General features: G+C 70.0%; 18 protein-coding genes and 1 riboswitch. Of the genes, 9 read left to right on the forward strand and 9 right to left on the reverse strand.

Features of this window, described 5'->3' with window-relative positions:
* Positions 1 to 126: 126 nt before the first annotated feature.
* Positions 127 to 1794, reverse strand: a complete 1668-nt coding sequence (locus tag ACZ60M_RS23855) for a twin-arginine translocation signal domain-containing protein (protein ID WP_465421488.1) — start codon at positions 1792 to 1794, stop codon at positions 127 to 129.
* A 294-nt stretch (positions 1795 to 2088) separates the two neighbouring features.
* Positions 2089 to 3066 carry a hydroxyacid dehydrogenase gene (locus tag ACZ60M_RS23860; RefSeq protein WP_465421514.1) on the reverse strand — a complete coding sequence of 326 codons (978 nt, stop codon included), beginning with the start codon at positions 3064 to 3066 and terminating at the stop codon, positions 2089 to 2091.
* A 351-nt stretch (positions 3067 to 3417) separates the two neighbouring features.
* Between ACZ60M_RS23860 and ACZ60M_RS23865 the strand changes: the two genes are divergently transcribed.
* Together ACZ60M_RS23865 and ACZ60M_RS23870 are read left to right on the forward strand one after the other, a co-directional pair.
* Positions 3418 to 6882, forward strand: coding sequence for a putative Ig domain-containing protein (locus tag ACZ60M_RS23865; protein WP_465421490.1), 3465 nt, complete (start codon positions 3418 to 3420; stop codon positions 6880 to 6882).
* A gap of 71 nt (positions 6883 to 6953) precedes the next feature.
* Positions 6954 to 7388 carry a hypothetical protein gene (locus ACZ60M_RS23870; RefSeq protein ID WP_465421491.1) on the forward strand — a complete coding sequence of 145 codons (435 nt, stop codon included), beginning with the start codon at positions 6954 to 6956 and terminating at the stop codon, positions 7386 to 7388.
* Here ACZ60M_RS23870 and ACZ60M_RS23875 read toward each other — a convergent pair.
* Positions 7378 to 7851: a GNAT family N-acetyltransferase gene (locus tag ACZ60M_RS23875; protein ID WP_465421493.1), complete on the reverse strand. Its 474-nt coding sequence runs from the start codon at positions 7849 to 7851 to the stop codon at positions 7378 to 7380. The two genes, ACZ60M_RS23870 and ACZ60M_RS23875, sit on opposite strands and share 11 nt — an antisense overlap.
* A gap of 85 nt (positions 7852 to 7936) precedes the next feature.
* Here ACZ60M_RS23875 and ACZ60M_RS23880 point away from each other — a divergent pair, with 85 nt between their 5' ends.
* Positions 7937 to 9616 carry a metallophosphoesterase gene (locus ACZ60M_RS23880; protein WP_465421495.1) on the forward strand — a complete coding sequence of 560 codons (1680 nt, stop codon included), beginning with the start codon at positions 7937 to 7939 and terminating at the stop codon, positions 9614 to 9616.
* Positions 9617 to 9622: 6 nt separating this feature from the next.
* On the opposite strand, the gene ACZ60M_RS23885 is transcribed toward ACZ60M_RS23880, so the two are convergent.
* The gene (locus tag ACZ60M_RS23885) at positions 9623 to 11173 is read right to left on the reverse strand and encodes a peptide MFS transporter (protein ID WP_465421497.1); all 1551 of its coding nucleotides are present in this window, start codon (positions 11171 to 11173) and stop codon (positions 9623 to 9625) included.
* 168 nt (positions 11174 to 11341) lie between these two features.
* On the opposite strand from ACZ60M_RS23885, the gene ACZ60M_RS23890 reads away from it, so the two are divergent.
* The 6 genes from ACZ60M_RS23890 to ACZ60M_RS23915 all read left to right on the forward strand — a co-directional run bounded on the left by ACZ60M_RS23890 (position 11342) and on the right by ACZ60M_RS23915 (position 20044).
* Positions 11342 to 12280: a hypothetical protein gene (locus tag ACZ60M_RS23890; protein ID WP_465421498.1), complete on the forward strand. Its 939-nt coding sequence runs from the start codon at positions 11342 to 11344 to the stop codon at positions 12278 to 12280.
* A gap of 230 nt (positions 12281 to 12510) precedes the next feature.
* Positions 12511 to 14136 (forward strand): chaperonin GroEL, encoded by a 1626-nt coding sequence (gene groL / locus ACZ60M_RS23895; RefSeq protein ID WP_465421500.1) that lies wholly within the window; start codon positions 12511 to 12513, stop codon positions 14134 to 14136.
* A 236-nt stretch (positions 14137 to 14372) separates the two neighbouring features.
* Positions 14373 to 16265 carry a right-handed parallel beta-helix repeat-containing protein gene (locus ACZ60M_RS23900; protein ID WP_465421502.1) on the forward strand — a complete coding sequence of 631 codons (1893 nt, stop codon included), beginning with the start codon at positions 14373 to 14375 and terminating at the stop codon, positions 16263 to 16265.
* Positions 16266 to 16289: 24 nt separating this feature from the next.
* Positions 16290 to 16490: a hypothetical protein gene (locus ACZ60M_RS23905; protein WP_465421503.1), complete on the forward strand. Its 201-nt coding sequence runs from the start codon at positions 16290 to 16292 to the stop codon at positions 16488 to 16490.
* Between the two features lie 63 nt (positions 16491 to 16553).
* Positions 16554 to 18854, forward strand: coding sequence for an AAA family ATPase (locus ACZ60M_RS23910; protein WP_465421516.1), 2301 nt, complete (start codon positions 16554 to 16556; stop codon positions 18852 to 18854).
* Between the two features lie 137 nt (positions 18855 to 18991).
* Entirely contained in the window at positions 18992 to 20044 is a 1053-nt protein-coding gene (locus tag ACZ60M_RS23915) for a glycosyltransferase (RefSeq protein WP_465421505.1), read from the forward strand.
* On the opposite strand, the gene ACZ60M_RS23920 is transcribed toward ACZ60M_RS23915, so the two are convergent.
* The 5 genes from ACZ60M_RS23920 to ACZ60M_RS23940 all read right to left on the reverse strand — a co-directional run bounded on the left by ACZ60M_RS23920 (position 20041) and on the right by ACZ60M_RS23940 (position 25889).
* Positions 20041 to 21063, reverse strand: a complete 1023-nt coding sequence (locus tag ACZ60M_RS23920) for a GNAT family N-acetyltransferase (RefSeq protein WP_465421507.1) — start codon at positions 21061 to 21063, stop codon at positions 20041 to 20043. The two genes, ACZ60M_RS23915 and ACZ60M_RS23920, sit on opposite strands and share 4 nt — an antisense overlap.
* Positions 21064 to 21401: 338 nt before the next feature.
* A complete protein-coding gene (gene thrC, locus ACZ60M_RS23925; RefSeq protein ID WP_465421509.1) occupies positions 21402 to 22688 on the reverse strand; it encodes a threonine synthase in 1287 nt (428 codons plus the stop codon).
* A 14-nt stretch (positions 22689 to 22702) separates the two neighbouring features.
* Positions 22703 to 22819: riboswitch (SAM riboswitch) on the reverse strand.
* A gap of 162 nt (positions 22820 to 22981) precedes the next feature.
* On the reverse strand, positions 22982 to 23779 hold the full coding sequence (gene folP, locus ACZ60M_RS23930) for a dihydropteroate synthase (RefSeq protein WP_465421518.1): 798 nt from the start codon (positions 23777 to 23779) through the stop codon (positions 22982 to 22984).
* A 101-nt stretch (positions 23780 to 23880) separates the two neighbouring features.
* Positions 23881 to 24990 carry a hypothetical protein gene (locus ACZ60M_RS23935; RefSeq protein WP_465421511.1) on the reverse strand — a complete coding sequence of 370 codons (1110 nt, stop codon included), beginning with the start codon at positions 24988 to 24990 and terminating at the stop codon, positions 23881 to 23883.
* 14 nt (positions 24991 to 25004) lie between these two features.
* Complete coding sequence (locus ACZ60M_RS23940; protein ID WP_465421512.1) at positions 25005 to 25889, reverse strand: HAD family hydrolase; 885 nt, start codon at positions 25887 to 25889, stop codon at positions 25005 to 25007.
* Positions 25890 to 26126 lie beyond the last annotated feature (237 nt).

The raw sequence follows: 26126 nt of genomic DNA on the forward strand, positions 1-26126 counted from the left end.
AAAACAACCCCCCCCCCCCCCCCTCCCGCCCCCCCCCCCCCCCCCCCTCCGCCCCCCCCCCCCCCCCCCCCCCCCCCCCCCCCCCCCCCCCCCCCCCCCCCGGGCCGGCCTTCTCGGCGGTGACGCTCACTTGCCGGCGTCCTTGAGGGCCTGGGTGTATTCGTCCTTGACCTGCGTGCCGCCCTGCGACATGTAGTTGGAGACGAAGGATTCGAGGTCGTCGACGCTCTCGCGGCCGGTGATGACGCCGTTCTCGAAGTCGGTCCACAGCTGCTTCAGCTGGGCGCCCTTGGTGATGAACGTCTGCGAGGCGGCTTCGAGGCCTTCGAGCGGCCGCACGATCGAGTTCTGCGCCATGGACTCCATGACGGCGACGAACGAGTCGGCCCAGGCCGCCTGGTTCGGGTGGATGCGGTACGAGTTGTCGCCGGAGGAGACGCCCACGTACTGCACGCCGAGCTCGGTGATGTTGTCCATGTTGGTGACCGGCATGCCGAACTCGTCGAAGTCGAAGTGGCGTCCCTGCTGGCCGGAGCCGATGAACAGCGCCTCCTCGGAGCCGAACGGGGCCGAGAAGTAGTCGAGGACGTTGAGGATCTCGGTGAGGCGGTCCTCGTCCTCTGCGGCCTTGGCGGACACGCACGTCGACCTGCCGTAGGGGATGTTGCGGACGACGACCTGGGCGGAGCCGTCGAAGCCGGGCATGTCGAAGAAGTCGTACTTCGCGCCCGGCAGGTCGGCCTCCCACTGGGACAGGCCGGTGGCGCTGATCGCCCCGCCGACCGGGTCGTAGCGCAGGGCCGCGCCGGAGACGATGTCGGTGGGCGTGGGGGACATGGAGACCGGGTCGAAGATCCCCTCGGCCCAGGCGCGGGCGAGCCATTCCAGCATCGCCTTGTAGTTCGCGGTCTGGGTGATGTGGACGAGGTCGCCGTTGCCGTCGAGCTGCCATTCGGGGCCGGTCTTGAACAGCCGCTGGAACATCGAAGCGGTGCCGGGGTGGGCGTCGTACTTGTTGAGCCCGTAGACCTTCTGCCCGCCAGGGCCCGAACCGAGCGCCGAGACCTCCTTGAGCATGGTGAACAGCTCGTCGGCGTCCTTGGGGGCGCGGCCGATCGAGGTCTGGTCGACCAGGTCGGTGCGCATGGTGGGCAGGTTGGTGAGGGCCCAGACGATCGAGGGGATCTGGTAGATGCGGCCGTCCTTGAGGCTGGCCTGCCAGATCTCCTCTTTGCGGGCGGCGAGGTTCGGCCACTTGAGGATGTTGTCGCCCGAGAACACCTCGGAGAGGTCGGCGAACGCGCCGTCCCGGATGCCCTGCAGGTTCACGGCCGACTGGTCGTTGACGAACACCAGGTCGGGGACCTCGCCGGAGGCGAGCATCGTCGCGAACTTCTGGTCGAAGACCGGCTGCGGCACGAACTGCGGCTCGAAGCTCACGCCCAGGCGCTCGTTCAGCTCCTGCCAGTACGGGTTCTCGTCCAGGGGCTTCGACGGGTCGCCCCAGGTGAGCTGGAAGCTCGTGACCTTGCCGCCGGAGCCGGGCTCGCGCTCCACCGACTTGAAGTACTCCTTGGGGTACTCCGTGTAGACGTTCTCCATGCCTTCGGTCTCGGTCGAGTAGAAGGGCTGGACGTCGAGGTCGGGGGCGGGCTGGAAGGTCGGGAGCTCGTAGTCGCCGCCTGCCGCGCCGCCCGTGTTCTCGGAGCATCCGGCGGCGGTGGCGCCGACCGCGGCTGCCGCACCGGCGGCGCCGACGGCACCGAGGAACTTGCGGCGGTTGAATTCGACCATGAGGGGCCTCCTTAAATCAACGTTGATACAGGGGTGAGGGATGTGGCTGTTGTGAAGGTTATGGCGGCGGCCGGTGAAGGGGCCTGCCGGGTCTTGCTCCAGGTCGCCGGGGAGATAACGGTATCACTAGGCATGGAAACTGGTCAATGCTTCGTGTCGTGGAATCTCGGTTCCCGGTGAGTTGTGTTTACTTGTGGCGCAACGTATTCGCAGGATGATGCGAATTTGTTGCGTTCTGGATGTGGCCTTGATGCGGTGGATACCGGTGGGGAAACGAGTGGATAACGGTTTCTATCAGGCCTGCCTTTCGAGGGTCGAGGGGTCCACGCGGTGGAGGAGCGGTTCGCCCGCGCAGTACCGTTCGGCGTCCTCGACCATGAACAGCCCCATGCGGGACAGCTCGTTGCCGTGCGAACCGGCCACGTGCGGGGTGAGGAAGACGTTCGGGAGGTCGAAGAGCGGGGAGTGCGCGGGGAGCGGCTCGGGGTGGGTCACGTCGATGACCGCGGCGAGCCGGCCGCTGAGCACTTCGGCGGTGAGCGCGTCGGTGTCGACGAGGCGGCCGCGCGCGGTGTTGACCACGACCGTGCCGTCCCGCATGAGCGCCAGGCGCTCGGCGTTGATGAGGTGCTCGGTCTCGGGGAGGTCGGGGGCGTGGACGCTGACGACGTCGGCGCGGGCCACGAGGTCGTCGAGGTCCGCGAGCTCGGCGCCGAGCTCGCGGACCTCGGCCTCGTCCACGTACGGGTCGGCGAGGAGCACGGTGAAGTCGAAGGGCCGCAGCAGTTCCGCGACGCGCCGCCCGATCTTGGAGGCGCCGACGAGGCCGATGGTGCGGCCGAAGTTGCCGACCTCGGGGTGGACGTAGCCGAGCGCGAAGGTGCGCTCCTTGCGGAAGTCCTCGCGGAGCTGGAAGATCCCCTTGCCCGCCAGGAGGATCGACGCGAGCGTGTACTCGGCCACGGGCAGCGCGTTCGCGCCCGAGGAGCTGGAGACGACCAGGCCCCTCTCCCAGCCGGTCCTGCCGATGATCCATTTGACGGTGCCCGCGGCGTGCAGAACCGCCTTGAGGTGCGGCGCCCCGGCGAGTGTCTCGTCGTCCAGCAGCGGTGCGCCCCACGAGGAGACGATCACTTCGGCCTCGGCCAGCGCCGCCTTCGCAGCGGGCTCGGTGAAGTCCCGGGCGATGAACTCGGGGTCGAAGTCGAGCACGGCCGACAGGCGCCGCATCAGCGGCTCGGGGAAGAGCTGGTGGAGGAACGCGGGGTCCATGGCCAGGAGGGCGCGGGGTCGGTCTGCCACTCGGGGGTCCTTCGGGGTCGCCGGATAGATATCGGTTTCTAAGTTAGATCTCGGATCACGGTTTGTCGAGACCTCTGCATCGACCAATCTCCATCGGTCAGGGTGGTCGATCCGGAAGATCGCTGTGATCTTCCTGGTAGACAAGGTTATAGAACGAGATAACGATTCGGTAACCGGTCGGGAGTTGGGTTGACGGTGTGGCCAGAGATGGGGGATAACGTTATCTATCTGAGCCTTGATTCTCGCTCCCGCAGCCGCTAGGGTCCGCATAGACGGATTCCCATATCCAGCTGCCCCGCCCCCTGAGAAAGGACGCCTGCAATGACGCAAGTCGGGCAACGAAAGCGGCCGCGCCTCACCGCGCTCACCGCCGCGCTGGCCGCGGGGATAGCGGCGGTCGCCGCGGTCCCCCAAGCGGCGCAGGCCGAAACGTCCTACGACGACCTGCTGACCGCGAACGTAGTCACCATCAACGAGACGGTCTCCGACGCCGGCTTCGTCCACCCCGGGGTGGGCCTCACTGCCGACGACCTCCGCAACGCCCAGGAGATGGTCCGATCCGGCCAGGAGCCCTGGGCCTCCTACTTCGACGCGATGACGCAGGTCCGGCCCTGGGCCGCACCGGGATACACCGTCGACAACATGGTGCGCGGCAAGCCGGACGTCCCCGTCACGAACACGTTTACTCAGGGCGGCATGCGCAACCGCCTCACCCGCGACTCCTTCGGCGTGCTCACGCAGGCGCTCCTGTGGACGATGACCGGTGACGAGGTGTACCGCAAGGGCGCGATCATGGGTCTGCGTACCTGGTCCAACATGGACCCGAACGGGTACGTCTACTTCCCCGACGCGCACATCCACACCGGCAAGCCGCTCTCGCAGTTCCTCATGGCCGCCGAGATCATCCGAGCCACCGACCCGCTCGCCGACGACACCCCCGGCACGCAGGACGGCTACAGCGTCGAATGGACCGCCGCTGACGATGAGAAGCTGCTCGGGAACTTCGCGAACCCGATCGTCGACGTCTTCAACTTCTCCAACGAGAAGTGGATGAACCAGCACAACTTCGGGCTGTACGGCCGCATCGCCACCGCGATCTACGCCGACGACGCCGCCGGTTACGCCGAGGGCGTCGAGTGGTTCACCGTCAACTCGACCTTCGACAACTACATCAACGGCTCCCTCGCCGAGCAGATCCAGGTCATCGCCGCCGACGACCCGCTCAACCCCTACGGCGAGGAGTTCACGCAGCTGCGCGAGATGGGCCGCGACCAGGCCCACGCCGAGTGCAACATCGACAACTTCGCCGCGCTCGCGCGCTTCCTCGACGTGCAGGGCACCAAGATCGACCCCGTCGCCGGTACTGTCTCGACGGCGGACGACGCCGTGACCGCCTACGGGTTCCTCGGCAACCGGCTCCTCGCGGGCGCGGATGTCTTCGCGGGCTTCATGATGGGTGAGCGCACGCCCTGGGTCGACGAGCGCGAGACCGGCGGGACCATCTCCCAGGCCTACCGCGGCCGGATCTTCAACGCCCTCTCCGAGCTGTACTACCAGTACACGTACAAGGAAGGCGTCGACGTCGAAGCCGAGGCCCCGAACCTCGCACTGCTCCACGAGCGCATGGACGGGCCGTTCTACAACTACGGCACCGGCGTCCAGAACTTCTGGGCCCCAGGCGACAAGAGCATCGAGTACTGGGTCGCGTTCCCGTCCGAGGTGGCCGGGACCGAGCCGACCACTGTGGAGGACACGGCGCTTACCTTCGGACGCTATGCGATCCCGCTCGACGACGGCACCGAGATCATCACTGAAGGCGAGCAGACGTTCGCGCGGGCGACCGCTGACGAGGACGGCACCACCAGCGTCGTCTCCCGCATCATGTTCCCCAGCAGCAGCCGTATGGGCGTGCTCGTGCGCACCGACGGCCCGGCCCTCCTCGAGGTCCTGGACAAGGAGGAGGCCGACGCCCGCAACGAGGACGAGACCGACCCCAAGACCATGGCCCGCATCGAACTGCCTGACACGCAAGGCGAATGGCGGTACGTCACCTACCCGGCGGGCGGCCTCAACACCCACTTCTACCGGGTGAGCGGCGACGGCGCGCACGTCGACCTCGACGCCCTCATGTTCAACGCCCAGACCCAGCTGACCCCGCCCGCGTTCGAGCAGACCCGCGACCGCTTCTACTTGTGGCCGGGCGTGACCTCTACCTTCGAACTCGGCGCGACCGACGCCGGCGGCGCCCCCGCCTACACCGCCGCCGACCTCCCGCCCGGCGCCCAACTCGATGCCGTCACAGGCACCGTCACCTGGAAACCGACCCGGCACGACCAGGGCGCCAACGAGATCCAGATCGTCGCCGACGACGGCCAGGCCGTCGCCGCCCGCACGTTCGACCTCTACGTCGCCAAGAACAAGCCCAAGATGATCGACGCCGCCGTCGCCGACGGGACCGAGGAGGGCGCGGTCTACACCACCGCCACCCGCGAGCCCTACGACGCCGCGCTCGCCGCCGCGAAGCAGGCCGCCTGGGAAGGCACCGACGCCGAGTTCCGCACCGCGTTCGAGGCCCTGGTCGACGCGATCGAAGCGCTCGAACTGCTCAATCCGCACCTCGCGGACGGCTCGCTCGACTACACCGATGCGGTGGTCCCCGTGGGCATCAGCACGGGAGCGGTCGACGCGCTCGCCGACGGCGACAGCACCAGCAGCAACGGCGACCTGCGCGTCGCCTCGTTCACGCTCGACTTCGGCACGCAGTACCGGGTCGCGGCCGACGAGTTCGGCTTCCAGGCCCGCTACTCGTTCCCGATGCGCTCGCAGGGCACGAACGTGTACGGCTCCAACGACGGCACGACCTGGACGCTCCTCACCGAGCGCGAGACCGCCGAGACCAACGACATGGAGACCATCCCGGTCGTCGCCGAGCAGCGCGGCAAGGAGTTCCGCTACCTGAAGATCCAGGTCGACACTCCCGGCATCCCGATCGACCCGGCCTACCCGGGCCTGTGGTCCATCGGCGAGTTCCGCGTCTTCGGCGAACGCTCCGAGGTCCCCGGTGACATCACCGGTGTCTCGGTCGCGTCCGCCGATGCGTTGGCGGGCAAGGTGACCGCCGGTGACGCCGTCACCGTGAGCTTCACCAGCGCCAAGCCGATCAGCGACGTCGCCGTGAGCGTCGGCGGGCAGGAGCTCGCCGCCACCAGCGCGGACTCGCTCTCGTGGACGGCCACCGGCACCCTCGCCGACCTCACCGGCGGCGGCGTCCTCGACGTCGCCATCGACCACACCACAGAGGACGGATCAGCCGCCGCGACCATCCACGGCAGCACTGACGGCACGTTCCTCTACGGCTCCGACGAACGCGACCTCGTCGACCTCGCCGCCGCCACCGTGGTCAAACTCGACGGCACCGCCGACACCGCCAAAGCCGCGCACTCAGCGCTGATGCTCGACGGCAACCCCGCGACGTTCAGCGACGTGGCCGCCGTCGACGGCCGGTTCTACCTGGTCTGGGACTTCGGCGCAGGCGCCCAGGTCACGGCCGACCGCTTCGACTTCCTTGCCCGCCAGGACAACAACGGCCTGGTCCGCATGGACGACCTCGTCCTGCAAGGCTCGAACGACCTCCAGGACTGGACCACCCTCACCGACCCGTCCTTCAAGACGCTCTCGTGGCAGAACCTCCCGTCCACCGACGACGGCGGCTACCGCTACCTGCGCATCTCGAACGGCGCCCTCATCGACATCGCCGAGCTCCGCCTCTACGGCACCCTCGGCTAACCGCACCGCCTCATGAAGACGGGCGGCCGGACCAGCAGGTCCGGCCGCCCGTTTCTGGTTACGATCAGGCGGTGAGCAGTGTCCTCGGCGCGGTCCTCGGACTGGCGACCCTCGCCGTCCTCGTCAAGCTCTACGCCGATGCCAGGCGAAGGGCTCAGCGCAGCCTCTTGGCGCACGCCCTCATGGCGTCCGGCGGTGCCCTCGTCGCCATCGGCGCCGTACTCGTGGCCGTCCGCCCCTGGGACACCGCTGACGCGGCCGCCGCTGCCGCTGTACTCGGCGGCCCCGCGCTCTACCTGGTCGGCGACCTCGTCCTCACCCGCGCCGCAACGGGCCGGACCGCCCCCTCGCGGATCGTCGCGCTCGCGGGCCTCGCACTGGTCGCCCTCATCGCGTTCGCGCTGCCTGCGGTCGTGCTTGCGGCACTAGCGCTTGCGGTGCTCGTGCTGCTGCTGCTCGGGGCGTCGGGCTGGTTCCGGCTGCCCTCGATGAACGTCAACGATTAGTGTTCAGCCGCATCGCCGGTTCGTCGGAGATCGTGAAGCCCAGCTCCTCGTAGAGCCCCCGGCCCTTGTCGGAGGCGAGGAGTTCGAGCACGTTGACGCTCTGGTCGGCGAACCAGTCGAGGAGCGCGGTCGTGCAGGCCCGGCTGTAGCCGCGCTTGCGCCACGCTTCGTCGGTGACGACGTTGAAGATCCATCCGTACCGCCCCGAAGGGTTGACCGGGTTCGGCAGCCGCTCGCTGATCACCCCCGTCGCGCAAGCCGCGAGCCGCCCCGAACCGTCCGGGGCCTCGACGACGGTGACGGCCATGCTCGGCTTCGGCTCGTCGAGGCGGCGGTGCAGGATCGCGGCGGTCTCGGCCTTCCAACCGGTGTCGCCCATGTCGAACCAGGGCGCGAGCATCACTTCGCGGAGCCGGATGATCTCGTCGATGTCGCCGAGGTCGGCGTGGCGTGCGTTGGTCATGCCGGGAGCTTACGGGCGCGCTCCCGGGTTCGCCTACCCGTTTCGCGGGTACCGTTGGCGCGCAGAACGTGCCATGATGTGGTCTATGTCCCACCGCCCCAAGGACCTCAGTCCCGAGCAGCTCCGCTTCCGGCCGCAGGGGCCGGTGCGCTGGCTGTCCCCGCGCACCCTCATCGACACGAGCATGCGGTTCGGGCTCGCGCGCGTCTTCGGCGGGTACGTGGACAAGCGCGAGATCATCGGCGGCCGCCCGCAGGGCGTGTACAACCACGCCGACACCGACGAGCTGTGGATCGACTACGTGGCCGACGTGGGGGACGGCTTCAATGCCACCTACTCGGTCGCGTACCTGCTCGCGCAGGACCACGTCGAGGTCGGCGGGGAGAAGCTGCCGCGCGGTTCGGTGCTCGTCATGGGCGGCGACGAGGTGTACCCGGCGGGGGACTGGCTCGAGTACGAGCAGCGGATGAAGGGCCCGTACGAGGCGGCGAACCCGGGGCATCCGGTTTCGCTGTACGCGATCCCGGGGAACCACGACTGGTTCGACGGCCTGACCGCGTTCGCCCGGCAGTTCACCGAGGGCCGCTCGGTGGGCGGGTACAAGACCATGCAGAAGCGGTCGTATTTCGCGCTGGAGCTGCCGCACCGGTGGTGGCTGTTCGCGGTGGACGCGCAGTTCGACACGCATCTGGACCAGACGCAGATCGAGTACTTCAAGCACGCGGCGGCGCGGATGCGCGAGGGCGACCAGGTGATCCTGTGCGTGCCGCAGCCGTCGTGGCTGTGGACCGAGGACGATCCGCGCTCGTTCGACCGGATCGACCACTTCATCCGGGACGTGGTGGTGCCGCGCGGCGCGCGCGTGCCGCTCGTCCTCACCGGGGACCGGCACCATTACGCGCACTACGAGGAGGTCGACGGGTCGCGGCACCTGGTGACGGCCGGGGGCGGCGGGGCGTACCTGTCGCCGACGCACACGCTGCCGGAGGAGTTGACGGCGCCGCGCAAGTCGGTGCCCGAACCCGATGCGCGCGAACGGGACTACCGGCTCGCGAAGGAGTACCCGTCGAAGGCGAAGTCGATGGGGTACGCGTTCGGGATCTTCGCGCGGCTGCCTTGGCTGAACAAGGGGTTCGTCGCTCTGATGGCCGTCGTGGGCCTGATCGCTACAGTGTCAATTCTGGAGGGTACCGGCACGTTCGTGGCCGTCACTGCGGTGCTTCTCGGCGCTGGCGTCGGCTTTGCGCATCCCGGGCAGGGGAGCCGGACCTCGCGGCATTACATGCTCGGCGGCCTGCACGGCCTCGTGCAGGTGTCGCTGTGGTGGGGCGGGGCGCAGGTCATCAAGATGTTCGACGACGTGAGCCTGTGGACGTACCTGGCGTACCTGCCTGTCGCCGGGCTCGTCGGGACCTGGCTCGTCGGCCTGTACCTGGTCGTCGCGAACCGCTTGGGCGTCAACGCGAACGAGCTGTTCGCGGGCATGAGCGTGATCGACCAGAAGTGCTTCCTGCGGATCAAGGTCGGCGCGGACGGCGTCACTGTGTACCCGATCGGCCTCGACCGGGTCGGGCGCCGCTGGGTCGCCGATCCCGATGGCGCGGCGAAGGACTCGTGGATCAAGCCGGTGGACCCGCTCAAACCGCGCCTGATCGAGCCGGGCTTCTCGGCCCTGCACCCGGGGCCGAGCCGCTCCGAGCTGCCGCCGCAGAACCCCATGCGCCGCTTGGTCGCCCAGGCCGGGGAGTGGTTCAGCAGCCGCTAATCGCGATTACTGCGCTTCCTTAAACCCGGCGGGTTCCGGCGGCGTCTCCAGCGTCGCGTCCGGGCCGTGCCCGCCGCGGCCCATGAGCCGGTGCAGGGCCGGGCTGAAGACCGCGAGGACGACGGCGGTGAGGATCGCGATCCCGGCGAGGATGTAGAAGAACGCGGCCTCGCCCACACGCGGGACGAGGAACGCGAACGCCTGGCCGCCGAGCGGCGTGCCCACGGCCGGGCCGAGGAACCACACGCCCATCATCTGGCCCTTGAGGTTCGGCGGCGCGAGCTGCGTCGTCACGCTCAAGCCCACGGGCGAGACGCACAGCTCACCGAAGGTCAGCAGGAGATACACCCAGGCCATCCAGCCGAGCCCGACGAGCACGCCGTTGTCGGACTGCCCTTGGAGCCAGCCGAGGAACACGTACGAGAAGCCCACGAGGAACACGCCGATCGCGAACTTGTAGGCGGTGCCGAACCGGGTCCCGGCCTTGAGCCAGATGACGCCGAAGATCGGCGAGAAGATCAGGATGAAGATCGAGTTGAAGTTCTGCACCCCGCCCGCGGGCAGGTGGAAGCCCCACGAGTCGAGGTTCACCGAGTTGCTGGCGAACGCGGTGAGCACCGAGCCCATCTGGAGGTACAGCATCCAGAACACGACCGAGGCGATGAACAGCCCCACGTAGGCGCGCAGCCCGGCCTTCTGGGCGGGCGTGATGTCCTTGGCCTCGCCGAAGATGTACACGAAGTACCAGACGGCGGCCGCGATCGACAGGCCCGTCACGACGGTGGGCACCGTGGAGAGGGTGAGCGTCCCGGTCCAGGCCCAGATCGCGATCGCGATGGCGGCGATGACGAGCGAGACGACGAGGATCTTCGTGGTCTTCTTCTTCTCGGCCTCGCTGAGCGGGCGGGCCGGGCCGATCCCGGCGTGGGTCAGGCGCGGCCAGCCGCGCACGTACCAGAGGAGGCCGAAGGCCATACCGACGGCGGCGGCGCCGAAGCCGAGGTGCCAGCGGTCGTCCCCGGCCAGGTACGGGGTGATGAGGATGCCGAGGAACGCGCCGAGGTTGATGCCCATGTAGAACACGGAGAACCCGGCGTCGCGGCGGGCGTCGGTGTCGTCGTCGTAGAGCTTGCCGACCATCACGGAGATGTTCGGCTTCAGCAGGCCCGAGCCGGCCACGACCAGGAACAGGCCGAAGAACACCGTCGCGGGGTTCGCGACGGGGATGGCCATGGAGATGTGCCCGGCCATGATGATGATGCCGCCGATGAGGACGCCGCGCCGCGGGCCGAGGATGCGGTCGGCCAGCCACCCGCCGGGCAGCGCCGTCAGGTACACGAGCCCCGAGTACAGCGAGGCGATCGGGACGGCGACGGTGTCATCGAGCCCGAGGCCGTTCTCCGCGATGGAGGCGGTGAGGAAGGTGAGCAGGATGCCCTGCAGGCCGTAGAAGCTGAACCGCTCCCACATCTCGGTCCCGAAGAGGACGGCGAGGCCGCGGGGATGCCCGAAGAAGGTCTTCTCGCGGCCGACGGGACGCATCTCGCGGTGGGACATCGGCGCTCCCAAGGTGCTCGGCGATCCGGCGCGACGTGCGCCGATACCTGCGTACGGTAGTGGCTCGCGCGCGGCCGGGCAGGCGAACGCGCGAACGTGTCATCCCCGAACGGATGCGTTGCAGTCGTTTGTCTGATATGCGCGTTTCATTGGTTTACGATCCGGCCTATGAGCGACGATCCTTACTGGAATGCCGGGCAGCCGGGCGAGCCGTCGGGCCGCTTCTCGGGCGGCGACCCCCTCGTGACCGACACGTTCGAGGGCTGGTGGCACGCGTCCATGGACGTCGTCCAGCGCTCCTGGCGCACGGTCGGGCTCATCCTCCTCATCGGCGTCGTCCTGCCCCGCTGGATTCTCGGCGCCTACAACAACACCGTCCGCACCCCCGACATCGACATCACCCAGACCGACTGGGGCACCGTCGTCCGCGAGGTCAACCCGAGCGCCGCCGTCGGCATCATCGGCGCGATCCTCACCCTCGCCGTCCTCTACGTCTCCGGCTCCGCCGCGCTCGCCGGGGTCCGCACGGCCGCCGCCGAAGCCGCGGGCGGGTTCCTCGCCCTCGGCGAGGCCTTCTCCTTCGGCTTCCGGCGCGGCGGCAAGTTCTTCCTGTGGCTCCTGCTCGCCGGGGTCACCGTCGCCGCCGGCCTCGTCCTGTGCGTCCTGCCCGGCCTGTGGGCGATCTTCGCGCTCAGCCTCATGGCCCCCGCCGCCGTCTTCGAATCCCGCCGCAGCCCCTACGCCCGCTCCATCCAGCTCACGCACTCCGCGTTCTGGGCCGCCCTGGGCCGCATCATCATCGTGGTCCTCGTCGCCTTCGCCGCGAACCTCATCATCGGGCTCGTCGGCCTCCTCCTCGCCGGGGTCTGGCACGCCGTCTTCGCGCCCTGGCTCGCCGCGGTCTTCACGATCCTCACCGAAGCGGTCATGGCCCTGCTCCTGCTCGTGCCCATGATCTGGATTCTCGCCGCGTCCCTGTGCACGTACGCCTGGCTGCGCGGCCGCGCCGAATCGGTCTCCGCCACCTCGCTCTCGGCCGAGGCCGCGGGCGTCGCCGTCGACCCGGTCGACCCAGGCGAGCCCGGACATCCCATGCCGAACCAGTAGCGGCAAGCGAAGAGGCCCGGGCTCCAGCCCGGGCCTCTTTACCTTTCACCACGTGTTCCACGCCCCGGATTGGCACTCTCAAGGCGAGAGTGCTATACCTGGAGCTGGCACTCGCAGCTGGCGAGTGCTAATAAAGCGTTGAGGTGGTCGGGCTCGTGACAGGGCCCGCCGTCGCGGGTTTGCCGCCTCACCGTCGACCACGAACGTTCTCCGAAAGGAAGCCATCGACCATGGCGAAGATGATCGCATTCGACGAGGAGGCTCGCCGCGGGCTCGAACGAGGCATGAACACCCTCGCCGAAGCCGTCAAGGTGACCCTCGGCCCGAAGGGCCGCAACGTGGTGCTCGACAAGAAGTGGGGCGCCCCGACGATCACCAACGACGGTGTCTCCGTCGCCAAGGAGATCGAGCTCGAAGACCCGTACGAGCGCATCGGCGCCGAACTGGTCAAGGAAGTCGCCAAGAAGACCGACGACGTGGCCGGTGACGGCACCACGACCGCCACGGTCCTGGCCCAGGCCCTCGTCAAGGAAGGCCTCCGCGCGGTCGCCGCCGGCGCCAACCCGATCGCCATCAAGAAGGGCATCGAGAAGGCCGTCGCCGCCGTCGTCGAGCACCTCCAGTCCACCTCCACCGAGGTCGAGACCGAGGAGCAGATCGCCTCCACCGCTTCGATCTCCGCCGGTGACGTCACCGTCGGCGCCATCATCGCCGAGGCGATGGAGAAGGTCGGCAAGGAAGGCGTCATCACCGTCGAGGAGTCGAACACCTTCGGCCTCGACCTCGAGCTCACCGAGGGCATGCGCTTCGACAAGGGCTACCTGTCCGGTTACTTCGTGACCGACCAGGACCGCATGGAGGCCGTGCTCGAGGAGCCGTACATCCTCGTCGCGAACCAGAAGATCTCCGCGGTCAAGGACCTCCTCCCGACCCTGGAGAAGGTCACCCAGACCGGCAAGCCGCTCCTGATCATCGCCGAGGACGTGGACGGCGAAGCCCTCCCGACCCTCGTGGTGAACAAGATCCGCGGCATCTTCAAGTCGGCCGCCGTCAAGGCCCCCGGCTTCGGCGACCGCCGCAAGGCCATGCTCGGCGACATCGCGATCCTCACCGGCGGCCAGGTCATCTCCGAGGAGATCGGCCTCAAGCTCGAGAACACCGACATCTCCCTGCTGGGCCAGGCCCGCAAGGTCGTCATCACCAAGGACGACACCATCATCGTCGACGGTGGCGGCGAAGAGGAAGCGATCCAGGGCCGGATCAACCAGATCCGCGCCGAGATCGACAACTCCGACTCCGACTACGACCGCGAGAAGCTGCAGGAGCGCCTCGCGCGCCTCGCCGGCGGCGTCGCCGTGATCAAGGTCGGCGCGGCCACCGAGGTCGAGCTCAAGGAGCGCAAGCACCGCGTCGAAGACGCCGTGCGCAACGCCAAGGCCGCCGTTGAAGAGGGCATCCTCGCCGGTGGCGGCACCGCGCTGGCCCAGGCCGGCGCGATCGCCTTCGACAAGATCGACGCCGAGGGCGACGAGGCGACCGGTGTGGAGATCGTGCGCCGCTCGCTCGGTGCGCCGCTGCGCGCCATCGCCGAGAACGCCGGCCTCGAAGGCGGCGTCGTGGTGGAGAAGGTCCGCAACCTGCCCACCGGCCACGGCCTGAACGCCGCGACCGGCGAGTACGTGGACATGCTCGCCGCGGGCATTCCCGACCCGACCAAGGTCACCCGCTCGGCGCTGCAGAACGCCGCGTCGATCGCCGCGCTGTTCCTGACCACCGAGGCCGTCGTGGCCGACGCCCCCGAGAAGGAAGGCGCCGGCGGCGCCCCCGACATGGGCGGCATGGGCGGCATGATGTAAGCAGCCCTTCAGGGTTGCTTGCTCAGGCCTACTGAGTACTGCGAGGGAGGACCGCTCACTGTATTGTGAGTGGTTCTCCCTTTCTCTGTACTGGCCTTCAGTGCAGACGGCGTAGTCCGCTGCGCAAGCGCGGCATACCGCCCCCTCCAAGGACGGTATGCCGCGTCCGCGAACCCCAAGCGCGCCAGCGATTTCCGGCCCTTCACAGACGGTCCCGGCCGGGTTACCCTGAGGCCGTGCCCCCCGCGCCCAGCTCCGAGCACCGCCTCGCGGCCGCCGTCTTCTTCGCGGCCGCCCTCCTCGGCCTGGGCGCCTCCGCGTTCCTCGCCGGGATCACCGCCGAGAGCCGCGCCCCCGAACCCGGCGACGCCGAACCGCCCGCCGCCGCGCCCCCCGCCTACCGCGACACCGGCCCCGCCCTCCTCGTCTGCCCCGCCGACGCCGAGAACTTCACCACGCACAACGAGAACGTCAACTACAACGACCGCATCGCCAACGAGCGCCTGTACGAGGACTGCCTCGCCGGAGGCCACCGCGACCTCGCCGCCGCGATCAGCGCCGTGGCCGAACCCGACACCCGCATCCTCGTCCTCCCCGGCGCCTACACGACCGGGGAGACCGTGTCCGCCGACGGCCTCACCGGGCTCCAGATCGAAGGGCTCGGCGACACCCCCGACGACGTGCTCCTCACCGCGGAGTTCAACGCCGACACCGTGTTCCAGGCCCGAGGCGCCGACGGCCTCCACCTCAGCGGCATCGCCTTCGCCCAGGCCCGCGAGACCGCCCTCCTGCTCGCCGACACCACCGGCGCCGCCCTCGACGGCGTGGCCGCGACCCAGAGCGGCGACTACGGCATCCGCATCACCGACGCCTCCGCCGTCGCGCTCACCGGCTGCCGCGCCGACGCCGCCGACACCGCCGGGATCGCCCTCCACAACGTCGACGGCCTCGTCAGCGGCTGCGAAGCCTCCGGGAACCTCGTCGGCCTCCTCGCCTCCGGCGGCGACACCCTGCAACTCGACGCGAACCGCCTGCACGGCAACACCACCGGCCTCGCCATCACCGGCACTGCCGCCGACCACGAGGTCGACGCGACCGCGAACCTCCTCTACGACAACAACACCGACCACTACGACCGCCTAGGCACCGCCGCCTGCAACGCCGACCTCGCCGACCGCGACTGGACCGAATCCATCTGCCCCGGCCGCACCTTCCCCTCCGGCGTCGGCATCCTCGTCGCCGACGGCACCGGCGTCGACGTCACCGGGAACCGGCTCTGGAACCAGCAGACCGCCGCCATCGCCACCTGGGGCACCGCCGGACTCGAAGGGCCCGGCGGCGACCGCAACCGCTTCGAGGGCAACGTCTTCGGCGTCCGCGAAGACGGCCAGCGCCAGCGCAACCGGCTCGACCTGTGGTGGGACGGCGTCGGCGCCGGGAACTGCTTCGCCGAGCCCGGCTCGTTCCGGACCGCGCCGACCGTCCTGCCCGCGTGCGACATCGTCTCCGAGCCCTCGCGGCTCGTCGGCGACCCCCTGCGCACGCTGAAGCTCTGGCAGTGCGGCATCGGCGACGCCTCCGCCGGAGTCCCCGCGGGCTGCGACTGGTTCGGCGCGCAGTTCACCGACCGGCTCGAGTTCCAAGCCGCCGTCGTCTTCGCCGCCGCGCTCCTGTTCCTCACCGGGGCGGGCTGGCTCGCCGCCGCCCGCACCGAGAACCCGCCGCGTGCGGGCCGGATGACGTTCTCCGCCATGGCCACCGGCGCTGGCGGCCTCCTCCTGGTGCTCGCTATCTGGTCCGGCCGGGCCGACTACGAGGCCCTCGCGATCGGGCTGTGGGGCGTCGGCTGGCTGCTCGCCGGGCGCTCCTGGCGGCAGTGCGGGATGGTGTTCTTCGGCCTGTTCACGGGCCTCATCGGGGCGACGGCGGTGCTCGACGCGATCGACCGTGCGGTGTGGACGATCCCGTTCGTCCCGGTCTCCCCGGCCTGGTTCTGGCTCGCACTCCTGCCCTTGTGGACATTGATCGCGCTGGGCCTGGCGTTCGGACCGCGCCGCCGCGAGGAGGAACCGGCCCCCATCGAGCGCACGCCGGTGACGGCGCCGTCGCACGACCGCTTCGACTGGTGACGCTCGGTCGCGTACTGTTGCTCCATGACTTGGACCTGGACGCTCGAAGACGCCGACGGCAACGCGATCGACACCCCCGACAGCGACCTGGGCAGCCAGGGCGACGCGGAGTCGTGGCTGGGCGAGCGGTGGCGCGAGTTCGCCGACCAGGGCGCGACCGTGGCGGTCCTCCTCGAGGACGGCCGCCAGGTCTACCGCATGGACCTCACTCCCGCTGAAGAATAGGGGCGGCTGCGGAGTAGTGCCCCGCCTCTCGCGTGTCGCCGCTCGCGGCCGGACCGTAATAGGCTGGGCGGTGTGACCGAAGGCTCCCTCACTCTGACCGCGACCCGCGCCAAGGCCGGGCTCGACGCCCGGCGCGGCATCGTGCGCCTCCACGCCGAGGCCCTGACCGCGCTCGGCCTGCGTCCCGGTGACGCGGTCGAGCTGACGGGGCGGCGCACGACGGCCGCGATCGCGCTGGCCGCCGACCGGTACGCGTCCCGGCGGGCGCTCTACGCCGACGACCTGACGCTGGGGAACATCGGTGCGCGCGACGGGGACCCGGTGCGGCTCGCGCCGGTGTCGCTGGCGGCGGCCGACCGGGTGGTGTTGTCCGGCCCGGCGTCGGCGGTGGCCGTGGTCGACCCCGACACGCTGCGGCTGGCGCTCCTGTCGAAGGTCGTGGGCGAGGGCGACGATGTGTCGCTGCTGCCGATCGAGCTGGGGGACGCGCAGCGCGAGATCGTCTCGGCGACCCGCCGGACCTTGAACAACACGCTCGGTATCGGCTGGACCACCATGGTGCTCAACGTGGTCGAGGCCAGCCCGGCGAGCGCGGCCATGATCACCTCGGACACGCGCGTGGAGTGGGAGTCCGACGTCCCGGCCTCCATCGACATGCCGCTCGAGTCCGGCCGGGTCGCGAACCTCGGCCGCGCCCGCGCCCCGATGCCCGCCTCTTACTCCGGCGGCGAGATCGCCGCGTCCCGCCCGCGCGGCGAGTCGCGCGAGCCCGTACGCGCGCAGCCCGAGGCCCAGCCCGGTGTCGCGCCGATCCCGTACGAGGAGCTGGCCGGGGCGAAGATCCCCGCCGAGGAGCTGCGCGAACTGCTCGACCTGGGGTTCAACCACCGCGAGGTCCTGAAGGTCGTCGGCACGGACATGGCGCTCGGCGTCCTCGTCTCGGGCCCTTCGGGCGCGGGGAAGGCCACCGTGGCGCGGTCCGTGGCGGCCGCCGTGGGCGCGCGCGTCAGCGAGGTCTCGGGCCACGATCTGGCTGCGCTGGAAGCGAACGCGGCCGCCGATCAGCTGCGGGCGGCCGTCGCGGCGCTCGCCGTCCCGGGCGTGCTGCTGGTGCGCGGGGTCGAGGCGGTCGCCCCGGCCGGGAAGCGGACCCCGTTGGGCACCATGTTCACGCGGCTCGTCGACGAGGTCCTGGCCGAGGCGGGTGAGCACGCGGTGGTGTGCACGACCGCGCGCGTCGAGGACGTCGACACGGCGCTGCGCTCGAAGCTCGAGCACGAGGTCGTGGTGCCGATGCCGGACGCCGACGCCCGCCGCGACCTCCTCGTCTACTTCACGCGCGGCATGAAGGTGGCCGAGGACGTGAAGCTGGAGAAGGTGGCGCACCGCGCCCCCGGCTATGTGGCTTCCGATCTCGCGGTGATGGTCCGCGAGGCGGGCGTGCGCGCGGCGATGCGCGCCAAGTCCGGCGGCGCCACGGCCTTGCAGGTCGCGGACTTCGACGGCGCGCTCGAGTCGGTGCGGCCCACGAGCATGTCCGGCGACTCGGTCGAGCTCGGCGGGCTCACGCTCGCCGATGTGGGCGGCATGGAGGACCTGAAGCAGACCCTCACCGAGACGGTGCTGTGGCCGCTGACGTACCCGGACGCGTTCACGCGCCTGGGCATCGAGGCCCCGCGCGGCATCCTCCTCTATGGACCTCCCGGTTGCGGTAAGACCTATATCGTGCGGGCGGTCGCGGGCGAGGGGCACGCGAACGTGTTGAGCGTCAAGGGTTCCGAGCTCTTGAACAAGTGGGTGGGCGAGTCCGAGAAGAACGTGCGCGAGCTGTTCCGCCGGGCCCGCCAGGCCAGCCCGACCCTGATGTTCTTCGACGAGCTGGACGCCCTCGCGCCCGTGCGCGGGGCCGGGACCGACGGCGGCACGGCCGACCGCGTGGTCGCCGCCCTGCTCACCGAGCTCGACGGCGCGGAGTCGCTGCGCGATGTCGTGGTCGTGGGCGCGACGAACCGGCCCGACATGATCGACCCGGCGCTGCTGCGGCCCGGCCGTCTCGAACGGCTCGTGTACGTGCCGCCGCCGGACTCGCAGGGCCGCGCGGACATCCTGCGCGCCAACGCGAAGAACGTGCCGTTCGCCGATGACGTGAACCTCGACGAGGTCGCCGACGAGCTGTGGCTCTACTCGGCCGCGGACTGCGCCGCGCTCGTGCGCGAGGCCGCGCTGACGGCGATGCGCGAGTCCCTGGAGGCGAGCATCGTCACCGCTTCCCATGTGGCCCAGGCGATGGAGCGGGTCCGTCCGAGCCTCGACCCCGAGCAGCTGGAGTACCTGGAGAACTACGCGGGCAACCGCGAGGGATAACCGGCCACACAGGACCTGTGACGTTCCAGGCGTCTCCTTCCGTTCGCCCGGAGTTGGTGCGCCCGTTACCGAAGGGCACTAGCCTGCCCGGTGGCGTGCCGCCGCGGCCGCCGCCGCACCCGCCGGGAGGGAACCCCATGCGATTGACGCGACTGCTGCCCGCGAGGCTGCGCCGCAGGCTCCGCGCCGTTGTCCCCGACCGCGCCGCGCTAGGCCCGCTCCCGGCGTCCTCGGAGTTCCTGCACGTCATTGCCACCCGGCACGGCATCGGCGTGTTCGACGAGCAGTGGTTCGCGTACCGGCAGCTCCTCTTGGAGCAGCTGACGCTCGCCTCGCTCGACGCCCAGTCCCACCGCGACTTCGTGTGGCTCATCGCGGTCGACCGCGAGATGCCGCCGGTCGCGCGCAAGCGCCTCGACGCGCTCGCCGCGTCACGCCCTTGGATTCACCTGGCCGAGACCGAGCTCAAACGCGACTTCGTGCCCGACCTGGTGGCCTGGGTCCGCGAGGAGGCCCGCGCCCGCGGCAAGGGCTGGGCGCTGACGACGCGCCTGGACGACGACGACGCGGTCCACCGCGACCTCGTCGGCAAGCTCCACGAGACGGCCGCCGCGTACCTCGCCGAAGGCAGCGCCGCGCCCGCGATCCTCGCGCCCACCTTGGGCTGCAACTGGGTTCCCTCCGAGGCCGCCGGGCACCGCACCTACCACCACAGCCCGTCGATCGGCCTCAGCCTGCTCGAACCGGCGTCGCGGGCCCTGAGCGTCTACCGCCGCAACCACTCCACGCTCGCGCAGAAGCTCGTGCCCACGGGTGTCAGCGTCCGCCACATCGACGGCGAGACCATGTGGTGGCTCTATGCCCACACGGGCCTGTCCGACCAGCAGCGCGAAGGCTCCGAGCGGATGTCCAAAGTGGCCGACCACCCGAACGCGGTCGCGTTCGACGCCGACGCGCTCGCCCAGTTCGGCATTACCCCGGAGGGGCTGCGGCTGCTCAAGCGCACGCCCGAACCCGAGCCGCACGAGACCCTGCACCTGCTCAACCGGCGCGGCCTCGACGTCGAGCAGGAGATCCACGACCTGCGGGAAGCCATGTCCCGCAAGGGCGACGGCGACGCGGCACTGCGCGAGAAGATCGCGAAGCTCCACGCCGAGCGCCGCCGCATGCACGAGCGGCTGATCCGCTAGCGCTTCTTCTGGTAGACGTTCTCCTCGCACACGAGCCGGTACCCGACCGACTCGTTGATGGCGATCATGTGCCCGTTCGACACGGCGTTCCCGGTCCACACGTACTTCATGCGGGGCCGCCACTGCCGCACTGCCCGCTGATTCGCGATCTTGAGGAGCGTGCCGAGCCGGTGGCCGCGGAAGCGCGGGTCGACGATCGTGTCGCCCTGCTGGCAGTGCTCCTCGGCGCCGCCCTCCACGATGATCTCGGTGAGCCCGGCGATCTCGCCGCTCTCCTTGTGTACGGCCGCGACCTGGAGGTGCAGCTCGCCGCGCAGGCGCCGCATGTCCGACCAGCTCTGGATGCGGTCGCGGTCGATCTCGGCCTCCTGGAGGTCCCAGTCCTCCAGCGGCATGTCGGTGTACATGCGGGCGTGGAGGTACGCGATGCCGTCGATGATGCGCTCGGGCGGCAGCCCGGTGAAGTACACGAGCTCGAATCCCTCGGCCTTCGCCGACGCCTCGTCCCACAGCCTGTCGACGGCGGCCTCGTCCACGGCGTCGAGGTCGACGGCGCGGACCGCGCCCTTCAGGGACGGCTTGTAGCCCTTGGCGACGGCGAACGCAGCGCCCGTGGTGGAGATGTCCGGTGCGCCCGGGCCCGGTTCGGGCAGCCACGACGAGAGCGTGTTCCGGCCTTCGGCGGCCGCGCGCTCCTCCATGTGGCGCAACAGGGCCGAGCCGACGCCGTGGCGGCGTTCGTCGGGGTGGACGCCCATGTCGAAGAAGACCGCATGGGTGTTGTCGAGCTGCGGCATCACGAGGTAGAGGTAGCCGAGGACCTTGCCGTCGCAGACGGCGATCCAGCGCTCCTGGCGGGTGTCGTCGCGGTTCACCGTGATCGTGGTGAGGGTGTGGGCGGCGTTGAGGGGCCGGGTGCCGGGGCGGTCGTGCGCGTCGACGGCCTCCATGACCGCGAGGAGCGAGCGGACCTGGGCTCTGTCGCCGGGCTCGACCGGCACGATGTCGAAATGCGTCATGGCCCGAGTCTCGCGCAGTGGTACGACACAGGCAAGTCCATTGCGCCCGCAGGCAGGGAAGAGGATTGGTCGGGAGACCGCAGTTCCTGACACCGGCTGGCGCTGCTCGACACGTTCTAGCCCCAGGACTCGCAGTCAACCGGGTGAGTGGCGACAGGACGTCTGCGGCCTCCCGCAAGAAGAATTCTTGCTTATTCAGTGAATAGGGTCAAGACCCGACGAGCGATCAATTTCTGTCGGGTACCCGACACATCACTTCACAACGGTCACACTGAGTGATAATTTTGGGAGTTCGGAAAGCGTTTTACAAGTCCACTTTCCAAAACTCCCCTCTCCACTCAGGACTCCAGAAGTCCCGCTTCTTTCGCCGCCTTCAATGAAGGCTTCACTGTGTGCGTGGGTCCGACCAGCGAGGACACCGCGTCGAGCGTTTTCAGCCCTTCACCGGTGTTGTAAATGACCGTCTCGGCCTCCGGGTCCAACTGGCCCGACTCCAGGAGCTTACGGAGCGTAGCGACGACCACGCCGCCGGCCGTTTCAGCGAATACGCCGGTGGTCTCGGCGAGCAGTTTCACGCCCTCGCGGATCTCGTCGTCGGTCACCTTCGCCATGCCGCCGCCCGTCGAGCGGCACGCCTCGATGGCGTAAGGGCCGGCCGCCGGGTCGCCGATGTTCAGGCTCTTCGCGATGCCCGTGGGCTTCACCGGCGTGATCACGTCGGTGCCCTCGGCGAACGCGTCCGCGATCGGGCTGCACCCGGCCGACTGCGCGCCGAACACCCGCACCTTGCCCGGCTCGACCAGGCCGATCTCCGCCGACTCCTCGAACGCCTTGTGGATCTTGGTCAGGAGCTCGCCCGAGGCCATCGGCACCACGACCTGCTCTGGCAGGCGCCAGCCGAGCTGCTCGGCGACCTCGTACCCGAGGGTCTTCGAGCCCTCGGCGTAGTACGGGCGGATGTTGACGTTCACGAACGCCGTCGTCTCGAAGTCGTCCGTCTCCGTCAGCTCCGAGCACAGCCGGTTCACGTCGTCGTACGAGCCCTGCACCGCGACCAGCTTGCCGCCGTAGATCGCCGACTGCACGATCTTCCCCGGCTCCAGGTCGTGGGGGATGAACACGATCGACGGGACGCCGGCGCGCGCCGCGTGCGCGGCCACCGAGTTCGCCAGGTTGCCCGTCGAAGCGCACGCGAAGCGGTCGAAACCGAGCTTCTTCGCGGCCGAGACCGCGGTCGACACCACGCGGTCCTTGAACGAGTGGGTGGGGTTCGCCGAGTCGTCCTTCACCCAGAGCTTGCGCATGCCCAGGGCCTTCGCGAGGTTCTTCGCGTCGATGAGCGGGGTCAGGCCCGGGTTCAGGCTCACCCGGTCCTCGGGGTCGACGCCGACGGGCAGCAGCGGCGCGTACCGCCAGATGTTCTGCGGACCGGCCTCGATCTGCTCGCGCGTGACCTTCGCCAGCGCCGCCTGGTCGTAGTCGACTTCCAGCGGCCCGAAACACTGCCAACAGGCGTGCTGGGCGATCAGGTCATACGTGGCGTTGCAGTTGCGGCAGACCAGGCCCTTGGCCGGGCTGTCTTTAAAGAGCTGGTTGTTCTGCGAAGCAGAATGCGCATTGGACATACGAGAAGGCTCCTCCCTCATCTTCCCCGCGCAGCGGGCCGGAATTGGCACCTGCCGCCTCGCCTCAACGGGCGGGTCGGTGGTTGCCGCAGCTTCGCAGGGCCGGACCCCTCAGCTGCTCTGGATGAAGTACGAGGCGAATGCTACGGGTGTTCCGGGCGAACCCGCAACCGGAGTTCCAAGTTTCGAGATGGCTTCGCAATCCCACCGATCCGATCGGTGAGCTGTTCCACGCCTGGTCAGGGCAGCATCGAGCACCGCGCCGCCAGCGCGTTGTCCGTGATCTGTCAGACCTAGCGGGCCCGGCGCGTCGCCATCCACACGGCCCGCGCGTCGGCCGTCCCGGCCACGTCGTGCACCCGCACGCCCCACGCGCCCGCCTCGAACGCCAGCACCGACGTCGCGAGCGTCGCGGCCTCCCGCTGCCCGACCGGGCGCGGCTTGCCGCTCTCGTCCTCCAGGAGCTTCCCCAGGTACGACTTGCGCGAGGACCCGAACAGGACCGGGAACCCCAGCCCGACGAACTCGTCGAGGTGCGCCGAGAGCCGCCAGTTGTGCTCGGGCGACTTCGCGAACCCCAGCCCGGGGTCGAGGATCAGCCTCGAACGCTCCACACCGGAGTCCAGGGCCGCCTCGATGCGGTCCTCCAGCTCGGCCTTCACGTCCGCGACCACGTTCTCGTAGTTCTGCAGCCGCTGCATGTCCGCCGAGTGCCCGCGCCAGTGCATGAGCACCCACCGCACGCCCGTGTCCGCGACGACCCGCCCCATGTCAGGGTCGGCCAGCCCGCCCGACACGTCGTTGACGACGCTCGCACCGGCCTCGATCGCCGCCGCCGCGACCGCCGCACGCGTCGTGTCGATCGAGACGGCAAGGCCCCGTTCCGCCAAGGCCGCCACCACGTCGACCACCCGCGAGATCTCGGTCGCCGGGTCCACCCGGTCCGCGCCCGGCCGCGTCGACTCCCCGCCCACGTCGATCAGGTCCGCGCCCTCGGCGCCCATCTGCTCGCCGTGCGCCACCGCGTCGCCGAAGTCGAGATAGCGTCCGCCGTCGGAGAACGAGTCGGGGGTGACATTGAGGACACCCATGATCTCGGGCCGGGCCGGGCCCGGTTCCTGCGGCGCGCTGGGGACTGACGGTGTGGTCACGGCATCGACGTTACCCGTGCCGGGTCAGCGAACGCCTCGCATTAAGCGAGGTCCGTGAGGTCCAGCACGTGCCATTCGAGGAGCTCGGCCGTCCCGGTCGACCACCATAGGGACTTCGCGTCCGCGCCGGTCCGGCCCGCAGCCGAGGCCACGAGGTACTCCTCGCCCGCTTGCAGATCGAAGAGCGTCACCGTCACGCCGCCCGCCGACGCCCGCGACTCCACCTTTGACTCCGCGAGCGGCTCGAACCGGTCGACCAGCCCCACGTCAGGCGACACCGCCGACTTGAACCCCTCCGCGACGGTGACCCGCTCGCTCCCGTCTGGACGGACGAGGTCGGTGCGCGAGCCCTCGTCATCGGTCACGATCAGGCGGCACCACGTGGCCGAGCACAGCGTCAGCTCGTCCGAACCGGAGAACACCTTCACGCCCGCACCGGTATCGGTGCGCACCAGCTGCGCCCCGCCGAGCGAGTCGGACCCGGCGCTGGCGAGCCACGGCCAAGCGGCGGCCTGCCAGGCGCCGCGGTGGCCGACGACCTCGACCGCACCGCCGTCGACACTGATGGACCGGTGCTCGGTGACGAGCGTTTCGCCGCGCGCGGTCGCGAGCCAGTGCAGCCCTTCGGCGGCGAACTGGAGGTCGTAGGCGCTCCCGGCGGTGATCACGTCGCCGGTGTCGGCCGTCAGCAGTCGCGGCTCGCCGGGCCTGCCGTCGGCGCCGCGCTCGGCGATCCACAGCTCGGAGACGACGCGGCCCTGATCGTCCGGCACCGACTGGAGCCACGCGATCCGGTCGCCGGTGGCGGCAGCGGCGACCACGCCGGGCACGCCGCCGGGCTCGGCGATCACCTCGATCAGGGCTTCGCCCTCGGCGGGCTGCTCCACATAGAGCAGACTCCCGGCCTCATCGGTGCCGAGGAGCGCGGTGGCGCCGGGGGCGGGGTCTTCGAGCGCGGTGAGCGGGGTCCAGGCGCGTCCGTCGACGAGGCCGGGCAGGTCGACGGGCTCGGCGTCCCAGGTCTCCCACACCGTCGGCGCCGTCTCGGGCGCGGCAATGGTCTCGGTGCGGTCGGGGGAGGGCCACGCAAGCCAGGCGACGGCCAGCACCGCCGTCCCGGCGAGCGTGAGCCGCTGCGCGAGGTCGTCCATGCGCCCCTTCGGGTCTAGTCCCGCTCGCGGGACTTGTACAGGTACAGCAGGCCCGCGCCCACGCCCGCGGCTGCCGCGGTCGGCAGCGCGAGCTTCGCGGCGCGGCGGCCGCGGCGGTAGTCCAGGACGGGCCAGCCGTAGTGGCGGGCCTGGCGGGCGAGGCGCGAGTCCGGGTTGACGGCGATGGCGCGGCCGACCTTGCGGAGCATCGGCAGGTCGTTCGCCGAGTCCGAGTAAGCGGTGCACTGCTCGAGGTTGAGGCCGCGCTCGGCCGCGAGCTCGGCGATGCCGTCGGCCTTCGCGGGGCCGTGCATGAGGTCGCCGACGAGGCGGCCGGTGTAGCAGCCGTCTTCGATCTCGGCGATCGTGCCGAGCGCCCCGGTGAGGCCCAGGCGCGAGGCGAGGACCCCGGCGAGCTCGACCGGGCTGGCCGTCACGAGCCACACCTCCTGGTCGGACTCGAGGTGGCGTTCGGCGAGGCGGCGCACGGGCGCGAGGATGCGCGGGGAGATGTCGCGGTCGACGACCTCGTCGCAGATCTTGCGCATCTCGTCGACCGGGAACCCGGCGACGAGCTCGAGCGCGGAGGACTTCACCGAGGAGATGTGCCCGTGGTTCTCGGCGCCGAACTTGAAGCGGGCCTGCTTCCAGGCGAAGCTGAGGATGTCGCGGCCGGAGAGCACGCCGTGCTTGGCGAGGGCGCGGGCGAGCCAGTAGGTGGACGCGCCGTGCATGAGGGTGTTGTCGACGTCGAAGAAGGCGGCGGTGGGGAGGTGGGCGAGTTCGTCGTCGACCATGGGTTCGACGACGACGGAATGGGTCAGCGCGGAGCCGCCAGCCCGCACGGTTCGTGGAAGGGGCGTGGCGGAGGCGGTGGAGGAAGCCTCGATCTCAGACACCCTAAAAGCCTACAAGCCTCAGGCAGACGCCCTGTAACGCCAGGACGCGAGCCCGGTGAATTTCCAGTGTGGCCCTGGTTATATGGACCTGCTTACGTGTGTTGGGAAGCGCTGCTCCGCATTGGGCAGTTCGTCCGGAGACGCGGCGGGGGGGGGGGGGGGGGGGGGGGGGGGGGGGGGGGGGGGGGGGGGGGGGGGGGGGGGGGGGGGGGGGGGGGGGGGGGGGGGGGGGGGGGG

It is taken from the genome of Glycomyces sp. NPDC050141 (genome assembly GCF_055586545.1).